The organism is Sunxiuqinia dokdonensis (genome assembly GCF_001270965.1).
Classification (GTDB): Bacteria; Bacteroidota; Bacteroidia; order Bacteroidales; family Prolixibacteraceae; genus Sunxiuqinia; species Sunxiuqinia dokdonensis.
The window spans coordinates 1-10,528 of the sequence record NZ_LGIA01000090.1; the positions used below are offsets into that span (position 1 = coordinate 1).

Below are 10,528 nucleotides of genomic sequence, written 5' to 3' on the forward strand. Positions count from 1 at the left end.
TGAGAATGGGAGAGTGAGAGAATGGGAGGGTGAGAGAGTGAGAGGGTGAGAGGTTTTAATCGCGAAGACGTGAAGCAGTTGAGGAGAAATGTGAACGCCGAAGGAGTAAAATATTCATCACCCCGTGCGAAGCTCGGGGATCTGCGGACAGTTAAGAACAAACAACCCCGGAGCGGGTTGAATTTACTCGCAGCAAGTACTTATCAGTTGTTCAATCCGCTTTGCGGTTGGCCCGGTATACACTCCTGTTAAACCCTCAAATTCTTTGGGGTGATGAATGTAAAACCCTGCGGGTTTCAGCGGATCCCATACGGTTTGTTTTTGCGTGTCGCCTAAAAGAAATCTTCAAATTCGGTCGGTTTCTGCTGGGGGTTGTTTTCTTCGTCGCAGTCCAGATTCATAATGAAATTCATGGGCCTTTCAAACTCATGATCGGGTCCGTATTCCAGGGTTTCGTCGGCATATACCTTTTTCATGAAGCGTCCCCAAATTGGGAGTGCCATGTTGGCGCCCTGCCCGGTTGAAATATCGTCGAAATGGATGCTGCGCAGGTCGGCGCCGGTCCAAACGCCACCCACCAGCTGCGGGGTGATTCCCATAAACCAGCCGTCGGAATGGTTCTGCGTCGTTCCGGTTTTTCCGGCGATGGGGCCTTCAATCTGCCCGTACACCGGGTGCCAGCGCACCCGTCGTCCCGATCCGCTGTCGACCACACCCTGCAGCAGGTTCACCATCAGGTAAGCTGTTTGCTCGTCAATGGCGTCGTGGCGCTCGGGCCGGAAGCGGGCAATGACGTTGCCATGCTTGTCTTCGATATGAGTCACAAAGATCGGCTGCGTATAAACGCCTTTGTTGGCAAAGGTTCCGTAGGCACCCACCATTTCGTACAAGGTAATATCCGAGGTTCCCAAAAACATGGAAGGCACCGGGTCAATCCAGCTGTAAACACCCATCTTATTCATCACGTTTACCACCGATTTTGGGTTGAACTGTTTCATCACCCAGGCTGAAATCTGATTCACCGAGTTGGCCAGTCCCCACTTCAGGGTGACCATTTCGCCTTCTCTTTCGCGGCTTGAATTTTTAGCTTCCCAGATGGTTCCGTCGGGCATCACAAATTGTTGCCGCACGTTGGGCACTTTGGTACAGGGCGACAAGCCGTTTTGCATGGCCAGTGTGTACAGAAAAGGCTTGACGGTTGATCCTACCTGCCGTTTTCCGCCTTTCACCATGTCGTACATAAAATGCTTGTAGTTGGGGCCTCCCACATAGGCGCGCACCTGGCCGGTGGCCAAATCCATCGACATAAATGAGGAACGGAAGAAGCTCAAATAGTGTCGAATGGAATCGAGTGGGCTCATGATGGTATCCTGATCGCCTTGCCAGGTAAATACTTCCATCTCCACGGGCTGTTTAAAAATCTGCTTGATCTGATCAAAGTTCTTGCCCTCGAGGCGTAAAACCCGGTAGCGTTCACTTTGGCGAATAAAACGGTTCAGCAAATCGTCCACTTCACTGTTACTCATATCACCCGAAAAGGGCGGGTTGTTCAAGCGTTTCAAGTGCTTGTCAAAGGCCGGTTGCAAATCCAGTTTCAAATGGTCTTCCAATGCCTCTTCGGCATACTTTTGCATGCGCGAGTCGATGGTGGTGTAAATCTTCAGTCCATCCTCATACAAATCGTAGTTGGTTCCATCGGGTTTGAAGTTTTTCTTGCACCAGCCAAACAGTGGGTTGGTTTCCCATTCGACCGAATCTTCTTCAAACTTAACTTGCTGCCACGATGCATACCTGCTACGATCGGGTTTTGATGCGCCCATGGTGATTCGCAAATACTCGCGAAAATAAGGAGCCAGTCCCCGCTTAAAATCTTCTTTCTGATAATCGAGACCCAAGGGCAACGCCTTCACCGAATCGTAAGTTTGCTGGTTGATGTAGCCGTATTTTTTCATTTGGCTCAACACCACATTCCGCCGTTGCTTGGTTAGTTCGGGCCGGCGCACCGGATTGTACAGCGACGAGTTTTTGGCCATACCCACAAACATGGCTGCCTGGTGTAATTGCAGCGAGTCGGGTTCCACATTGAAATAGATGCGCGAGGCGGATTTAATGCCCACGGCTAAATTCAGAAAATCATACTTATTTAAATACATGGTCATGATTTCCTCTTTGGTATAGCTCCGTTCCAGCTTGACAGCAATCACCCATTCCTTAAACTTGCGAAACACCAACTGAAGTTTGTTTTCGAAATCCTGGCGGGGGAAAAGCATTTTGGCCAACTGCTGGCTGATGGTGCTACCTCCGCCAGAACTTTCGTCGCCGGTTATAACCCCTTTGGCCACACGGAGTAAGCCCTGGAGGTCGATTCCGGAGTGGCGGTAAAATCGAACATCTTCTGTTGCGACAAGCGCTTGAATTAACTCAGGCGTTAAATTTTCATAGTCCACATAGCTGCGGTTTTCTCTGAAATAACGCCCCAGCACAACGTGGTCGCGCGAAATTACGTCGGATGCCAGCAAACTTTGCGGATTCTCCAACTCCCGAAAAGTAGGCATTTCGCCCAGTTTCCCTTTCGCAATAAAAAAGAAGAAGGCAACGACAGCCAGTAAACCAACAAAATAAAAAGACCAAAACAGGGTTGTATATTTTCTGAATTTATTTTTTTCTTTTTCCATGCGTTGCGATAAGAAGTTTGGGCAAATATAACGAAAGGAATAATAATATTATTTTTCGCTTTGGAAAACAAGTTTGGAACGAGAAAAAACCTTTTTAACATCACTCACAGGCCGACAAAGTGCCTGTGCCAAACGATTATTTTTCGAGCTGATTTTTCTCATCCAGCAAGCTAGCAATGAGAGTCGAAGCGCAATAAAATAATCATTATCAAATAAATATGAGACAAAAAATATTCATCTAAAATTTGAAGATGGTCAAGCATTTTCTTTTATTTGCAGAAATTTTTAGAAAACAGGAGGTTTTATGCACGATAATCTGGTCATTGTGGAGTCGCCGGCCAAAGCAAAAACAATTGAACGATTTTTAGGGAAGGAATATTTCGTTACATCCAGTATGGGGCATATCCGAGACCTCGAGAAAAAGGATTTTGGGATTGATATGGAAAACAATTATCAGCCCAAATATATTGTCTCACCCGACAAAAAGAAAATTGTTGCTGAGCTGAAGAAACATGCGAAGGAAGCCAAAATGGTTTGGATCGCATCGGATGAGGACCGTGAAGGAGAAGCCATTGCGTGGCATTTAAAAGAAGTGCTGAAACTCAAACCCGAAAAAACACGGCGGATTGTCTTTCACGAAATAACCAAAGAAGCCATTTTAAAGGCCATTGCGAACCCGCGTCCCATCGATGAAAACCTGGTGAATGCACAGCAGGCCCGTCGGGTGCTCGATCGCATCGTCGGATTCGAAGTCTCGCCGGTTCTCTGGAAAAAAGTAAAACCATCGCTGTCGGCCGGGCGGGTTCAGTCGGTTGCTGTTCGCCTGATTGTGGAGCGCGAACGCGAGATTATGAACTTCGAAAGCCAGTCGAACTTTCGCGTGACTGCCGTTTTTCTGGTGCCCGACAAGAATGGAAATCCGGTGGAGCTCAAAGCTGACCTCAAAAAACGGTTCGAAACCAAAGAACAGGCGAAGGCTTTTCTTGAAAAGTGCAAAACCGCCGAATTCAGCATTGCCGACATTGTAACCAAACCGTCGAAACGCACGCCGGCAGCGCCATTTACCACCTCAACTTTGCAGCAGGAAGCCAGCCGCAAGCTTGGATTCTCGGTGTCGCAAACCATGTCGGTCGCCCAGCGCTTGTACGAAGCCGGTAAAATTACCTACATGCGTACCGACTCGGTCAACCTGTCGTCGCTGGCCATCAATACCGCAAAAAATAAGATTATTGAGTCGCTTGGAGAGAAATACCATAAACTACGTCAATACAAAACCAAATCAAAAGGTGCCCAGGAAGCACACGAAGCCATACGTCCCAGTTATATCGACCAGGAAGAGGTGAGTGGCTCGAACCAGGAAAAGCGCTTGTACGAATTGATTTGGAAACGGACCATCGCTTCGCAAATGGCTGATGCCGAACTGGAGCGCACCACCATTAATATTGCGGTCTCCAACAGCCCCGAACTGTTTCAGGCAACTGGCGAGGTCATCAAATTCGATGGTTTCCTGCGGGTTTATATGGAATCGACCGACAACGAAGACGAATCTGACGAAAACGCCAGCTTGCTTCCTCCGGTAAAAGAAAAGCAAGCCTTACGTGCCGAGCTGGTTGAGGCCACCGAACGATTTACCCAACGCCCGCCACGATACACCGAAGCCAGTTTGGTTAAAAAACTGGAGGAGCAAGGCATCGGACGACCATCAACCTACGCGCCAACAATTACCACCGTGCAAAACCGGGGTTATGTGGTGAAGGAAGATCGCCCGGGTGTGGAGCGTCAGTTTGTTCAAATGAGCCTGGTGGATAATCAATTGAAGGAAGCGGTAAAAACTGAAATTACAGGAGCCGAGCGTTCCAAGCTTTTCCCAACAGACATCGGCATGGTGGTGAATGACTTTTTAATCAAGTACTTTGATAAAATCATGGATTACCGTTTTACCGCCAAAGTTGAAGTTGAGTTTGACGAAGTGGCTGATGGGAACCGCGTTTGGAGCGAGGTGATTGATGAATTTTACAAGCCTTTCCACGAGAATGTAGAAAACGCGTTGGAAGTGTCGGAGCGCACAAATGGTGAACGTATTTTAGGAGACGATCCGAAAACAGGTAAGCCAGTCTCGGTTAAAATTGGGCGTTATGGCCCGTTGGCGCAATTGGGTGAAACCACTGAAGAAGGGGAGAAGCCACAGTTTGCGAGCTTGAGAAGCGGACAACACCTGGAGACCATTACCTTGGAAGACGCCTTGGATTTGTTTAAGCTTCCTCGCGATTTGGGTGAATACGAAGACAAAAAAGTGAGCGTGGCCATTGGCCGGTTTGGGCCCTATGTGCGGCACGACAATAAATTTGTGTCGCTCGAAAAAAATGTGGACGATCCCTACACCATTGAGCTCGATCGTGCCATCGAACTAATTGAAGCCAAGCGGGAAAAGGATCGCAAGGCCCTGATCAAAACCTTTGACGAAGAGCCGGAACTCCGGATTCTGAACGGACGGTGGGGACCCTATATCTCCTACAAAAAGAAAAACTACAGAATCGCTAAAGGAACCGAGGCCGAAAAACTTTCACTCGAAGACTGTATGAAGATTATTGAAGCAGGCCCAAAGCCGAAACAAAAAAAGAAAAAATAATATCCTAAGGCAAACCTGAAAATGTTTGCCTTTTTTATTTATTTTCATCCGGGCAAAACTTTAAAGGGCTGCGGTTGCAGTTCGGAACTGAACCGACTTTAGAGATAACGAGCCCGAAACACGACAATAATTACAGTACGCTTGCGAATGGATACAAAGCTCTATTTGAAACCCATAGATTTTTCGAAGTTTAAACTTGCACCCTGGGCACAGTCAAAATTCAGCCTGGGGAAAATCCTGGAGAAAAACCAGCTTAAACTGCCGCTCTGCAAAGCAGAGATCGTCATTGTCGGTGTTGAAGAGGACCGCAACGCAGTGACCCGGGGAAGTGCCAAGGCACCCAATAAAATCAGGCAGCATCTTTACAGCCTGAATCGGATCTCGCCCCGCTTCAAAATCCTTGATATCGGCAACATCAAAGTGGGGAAGACGGTGAACGACACGTATTTTGCCGTACGCGATGTTTGTGGCAGCCTGGTTGAACAGGGCAAAACAGTTGTTTTGCTTGGCGGTAGCCAGGATTTGACATTCGGAATTACGAAAGCGTTTAAAGAGAATTCCTTCAACCTGGTCAATGTTGATCCAAAGTTCGATTTCAAAAAAGGAGTAAAGACCATTAGTTCCGAAAACTATCTGAATTTTATTGTTGAGAAGCAGCCGAATCTTTATGCGCAAACCATTTTAGGCTACCAAAACTATTTTGTTGACGGACTCGAGCTCGATTATGTCTATGAGGTTGGCGCTGAGGTGAAGCGACTGGGCGAAATCAGATACGATATGGTTAATATTGAACCCTATTTGCGTGATGCTGATGTGCTTAGTTTCGACATCAATGCGATCAGACTGCTGGAGGCTCCGGCCCAGTATTTCGGATCACCCAACGGCTTATACGCCGAAGAGGCTTGCCAGATTGGCCACTATGCCGGCATGGCTGATCAGCTCAAGGTGGCGGGTTTTTTCAACCTGATTCCCCGGTTGGATCATGATGATCTGAGCAGTAAGTTGATGGCGCAGGTGATCTGGCATTTTTTAGAGGGATTTTATCACAAGAAAGCGGAAACACCCAGCGGCGACAAAGAAAACTTTAACGAGTTTTTACTTGAAATTGACGATATTGACTTGCCGCTAACTTTTTATCAAAGTCAGAAGACCGGCCGTTGGTGGATGAAAATTACCGATGAAGATGACACCCGGGAGCAAATTATTTCGTGCACAGAGGAAGATTATCGCCTGGCTGCACAAAATGAAATTCCGGATCGCTGGTGGCGCAATATTCGCAAACTAAACCGGCTGGCAAAATAAAAAGCAACGGAATTCGTTGAAAAACATGATAAAGCGTTGAATGAAAAGACAAGGAGGAATTATTATTTTCACTTACTTTGGCACATAAACCGGGCAGTAACAGCCAATTTATGAAAAAAATATTTTACTTTTTATTTTTATCAATATTCGTTAACTTAGCCGCATATGGGCAGCAAGACCCCCAGTTCAGTTTCAATCGGGAAGCGATGTTGATTGTGAACCCGGGTTTTGCTGGAAGTAATGATGCAATAACTGGATTAATATTGAACAGATATCAATGGAGTGGCTTTGACGGAGCCCCCAAAACATTGTTATTTAGCGTGGAGACTACTGCGAACATATTTGGCGGAACAAGTGGGGTGGGATTAAATATCATCAGCGATGAGTTGGGGTTCTCCAAAAATACTTTGGTGAACCTAAACTACGCTTACCATACAACAACCAGTATCGGCGACCTCGGTATTGGTTCTTCTTTTGGCTTATTCAATAAAGCAATCAATGGCGAATGGATCACTGTTGGGCAGGACGGTATCACGGGCAACGGCAGTGGCGACCGTTGGATTCCACAAAATGAAGTGAGTCAGCTCACTTTTGATGCCGGATTGGGTTTGTATTTGAAATCAAATGATTATTTTGCGGCAATTTCTGTTACTCATATCAACCAGGGGGAGATTACTTACGGGGATGGCGGTGAATATTTTCCATTGATTAGAAGTTACTATTTGTCTGGAGGGTACAATATTAGCCTCTCCAACCCGTTATTTGAGTTGCGACCGGCGATTTTTGCCAAATCAGATCTGGCCAGTACGCAGGTCGATTTTACGGTAAACCTGGTTTATAACGAAAGGTTTTCGGGTGGTCTGAGTTATCGGATTGATGATGCTATCGCTATTTTAATGAGTGTTGAAATGCGCAATGGCCTGAATGTGGGCCTGGCCTATGATATCACAACCTCTGCTATGGGGAGATATGGATACGGAACACAGGAGATATTCCTGCGTTATGCCGTTGATTTTGGGAAGAGCAGATTAAAGAAATATAAAAGTATCAGATTTTTGTAAGCTAAACTTATGAAAGCAATACGCGGAGCTATGAAAAAAATATTTTCTTCAGGTTTAATTCTCGCAACAATTCTGGCCTTGTCCAGTTGCGGTAAATCCGGCAATGGAGAGCTTACCGGTGTTCAGGGAAGGGGCAAGTGGTTTGAGCCCGCCCCGTATGGGATGACCTTTGTGCATCGCGGAAGCGTGAATATTGGTCCGAACGATCAAGATCCAACCTGGTCATCAACACCAACCAAAACTGTGTCGGTTGATGCTTTTTGGATGGATGACACGGAAATCACCAACAATGAGTACCGGCAGTTTGTCAACTGGGTTCGCGATTCCATCGCCCGAACGTTGGTTGGCGAACAATACCCGGAATTCATGATTAGCGAAGATCGCGACGGCAACATCATCGATCCACCGAGAATCAACTGGGATGAACGCCTGGAGTGGGATGATCCCGACTACATGGATGCTTTGGAGCCGATGTACATTCCGAGCAACGAGCGTTTCTTTGGAAAAAAGGAAATCGACTCGAGAAAACTTTTTTACACCTACTATTGGATTGACTATCAGCAAGCCGCCAAAGGAGCTAACCGGTATAACTATGAAACCGAAAGCTACGAAGGCACCGTGATTGACCAAAATGGAGAAGAACGGCCCATTGAAAACCGGTCTTCCTTTATTTTTGGCGAAACAGCCCCTGTTTATCCCGATACCTTGGTGTGGATTCGTGATTACACCTACGCGTACAATGAGCCCTGGACAACCAAATATTTTTGGCATCCCGGGTTTGACGATTATCCTGTTGTTGGGGTGACCTGGCAGCAAGCCAAAGCCTTTTGCCATTGGAGAACCAAGTTGCATAATGACTATCTGAACAGCCATGGAGAACCTGAAATTCAGGATTACCGGTTGCCGACCGAGGTTGAGTGGGAATATGCTGCACGAGGCGACAAAGATATTTCAATGTATCCGTGGGGTGGTTATTACACCCGCGACGACGATGGTCGGTTTTTGGCTAACTTCAAACCCCTTCGCGGAAACTATGTCGAAGATAAAGGACTGGTTACCCTGAAAGTTGGCACCTACGATCCCAATGGATTTGGACTTTATGACATGGCAGGTAACGTGGCCGAATGGACCATATCGGCTTACGACGAGTCAGCCTACATGTATGTGAACGACTTCAACCCCAATTTCGAGTACAATGCCCGCCCCAACGACCCTCCGGTGATGAAACGTAAAGTGATTCGCGGCGGCTCGTGGAAAGACATTGCTCCATACTTACAAGTTTCAACGCGGAGTTTCGAATACCAGGACACCGCAAAATCATATGTGGGATTTCGTTGTGTTAGATCCTCTTTCGGTAATGAATTTTAGTCAAACCTTAATTCTGAAAAAATGAACATCGGTGAAATAATACAAAGCAAACGTTGGAAAGTATTTACAGGCTATGTTTATAACCTGGGAGCCTCAGTCGTCTTATTGGGTGCATTGTTTAAACTTCAGCATTGGCCCTATTCCGGACCGATCCTGATTATTGGTTTAACCACCGAAGCATTCATCTTCCTGATTTCGGCTTTCGAACCCCCCATGGAAATGCCTCATTGGGAGAAGGTCTATCCGCAGTTGAAAGAAGATTATGTGCTGGAGGAAGATCAGTATGTGGAAGAATCAAAAAACGGGTTCGGCGATTTATTTCAGAAAGCGGATATTTCACCCGAATTGATCAGCAAAGTAACGAAAGGCCTGACAGATTTAAGCAACACAGCCTCAAGTATCAGCGATATCAGTACCGCAACGCTGGCTACCGATATGTATGTTAAAAATCTGACGTCGGCCTCAGAATCGATGAGTACCTTCTCCGAAATTAGCAACCATGCCAATCACCAAATCAATGAATCGGTTAGTGGCCTGGTGAATTCGTATGCTACCACAGCCAAAAAGCTGTCGGAAAACAGCAACCAGATGCTGGATAAACTGGCCGTTTCCGGCGAAGAGTTTACCAACCAAATGTCGCAAGCGAGCAGCAAACTGGCCTCATCATACCAAAAGGTGGCCGGAACAATTGATACGGGAATGGCGGAACTGAGTAAAAACTCGGCCAGCTATGGTGAAAACCTCTCCAAACTGAACAAAAATCTTGAGTCGCTCAATTCGAGCTACGAGAGCCAGCTCAAAGAAACGAACCAACAACTTCAGTCCTCTCAAAATTTCTTTAAGGAAATGGCGCAAATGAATGCAATGATTGCCTCATCAACCGAAGAAATTAAGAAATACAAGAGCAATGCCGAAGAACTGAATAAACACCTGGAAGCCCTAAATTCAATTTATGGCAATATGCTGGGAGCAATGAACTACAAGAATAAATAAAAAAACCGATAAGCTCATTAGCATATGGGAACCAAGAATTGTCCGGAAACTCCTCGACAGAAGATGATCAACATGATGTATTTGGTGCTGCTCGCAATGATGGCACTAAATGTTGCATCCGAAGTGTTAGATGCCTTCCGCGTGGTGGATTCAAGCTTAATGCAAACACTCAAAAGTGTTGATTCAAAAAACAGCCAGCTTTACGCCTCTTTTGCCCAGGCCTATGAAGAAAATCCAGCCAAAGTACAAGAATGGAAAGATAAAGCCGACCGGGTGAAAGCACTTACTGACGGTTTGACCAATAAGATTACAGATCTGAAAGAGGAAATTATCATGCGTTCCGGGGGTACAAACCTGACAGAAGAAGGCGGATCGGTTAACCTCAGCAGCAAATCATTCATGGTCAACACCAAGGGCGACACCATTGTCATCAAAAAAGATGATGAGTTGAACGTGCCCTCCGAAGTGATGATTCGAATGAAAAAGGCAGAAGATTTGAA

General features: G+C 46.3%; 7 protein-coding genes. 6 read left to right on the plus strand and 1 reads right to left on the minus strand.

What is annotated here, in order from left to right; all coding sequences use genetic code 11:
* Nucleotides 1-332: 332 nt before the first annotated feature.
* The gene (locus NC99_RS07085; protein WP_053181502.1) at nt 333-2,675 is read right to left on the minus strand and encodes a transglycosylase domain-containing protein; all 2,343 of its coding nucleotides are present in this window, start codon (nt 2,673-2,675) and stop codon (nt 333-335) included.
* Between the two features lie 304 nt (nt 2,676-2,979).
* Here NC99_RS07085 and topA point away from each other — a divergent pair, with 304 nt between their 5' ends.
* From topA to NC99_RS07115, 6 genes are all read left to right on the plus strand, one after another.
* A complete protein-coding gene (topA, locus tag NC99_RS07090; protein WP_053181505.1) occupies nt 2,980-5,304 on the plus strand; it encodes a type I DNA topoisomerase in 2,325 nt (774 codons plus the stop codon).
* Between the two features lie 147 nt (nt 5,305-5,451).
* Nucleotides 5,452-6,606 (plus strand): formimidoylglutamase, encoded by a 1,155-nt coding sequence (locus NC99_RS07095; protein WP_053181509.1) that lies wholly within the window; start codon nt 5,452-5,454, stop codon nt 6,604-6,606.
* Nucleotides 6,607-6,716: 110 nt separating this feature from the next.
* On the plus strand, nt 6,717-7,667 hold the full coding sequence (locus tag NC99_RS07100) for a PorP/SprF family type IX secretion system membrane protein (protein ID WP_053181511.1): 951 nt from the start codon (nt 6,717-6,719) through the stop codon (nt 7,665-7,667).
* 30 nt (nt 7,668-7,697) lie between these two features.
* On the plus strand, nt 7,698-9,035 hold the full coding sequence (gene porK, locus NC99_RS07105) for a T9SS ring complex lipoprotein PorK/GldK (protein ID WP_053181514.1): 1,338 nt from the start codon (nt 7,698-7,700) through the stop codon (nt 9,033-9,035).
* 21 nt (nt 9,036-9,056) lie between these two features.
* A complete protein-coding gene (gene porL / locus NC99_RS07110; protein WP_053181517.1) occupies nt 9,057-10,028 on the plus strand; it encodes a type IX secretion system motor protein PorL/GldL in 972 nt (323 codons plus the stop codon).
* A gap of 24 nt (nt 10,029-10,052) precedes the next feature.
* Nucleotides 10,053-10,528 (plus strand): hypothetical protein (locus NC99_RS07115; RefSeq protein WP_316930790.1); only part of this gene is annotated, 476 nt, incomplete at its 3' end.

Bases quoted from the DNA above. Each gene is read 5' to 3' on its own strand.
- NC99_RS07085 (WP_053181502.1), bottom strand. From the start codon at position 2,675: ATGGAAAAAGAAAAAAATAAATTCAGAAAATATACAACCCTGTTTTGG.
- porL (WP_053181517.1), top strand. From the start codon at position 9,057: ATGAACATCGGTGAAATAATACAAAGCAAACGTTGGAAAGTATTTACA.
- topA (WP_053181505.1), top strand. From the start codon at position 2,980: ATGCACGATAATCTGGTCATTGTGGAGTCGCCGGCCAAAGCAAAAACA.
- NC99_RS07100 (WP_053181511.1), top strand. From the start codon at position 6,717: ATGAAAAAAATATTTTACTTTTTATTTTTATCAATATTCGTTAACTTA.
- porK (WP_053181514.1), top strand. From the start codon at position 7,698: ATGAAAAAAATATTTTCTTCAGGTTTAATTCTCGCAACAATTCTGGCC.
- NC99_RS07095 (WP_053181509.1), top strand. From the start codon at position 5,452: ATGGATACAAAGCTCTATTTGAAACCCATAGATTTTTCGAAGTTTAAA.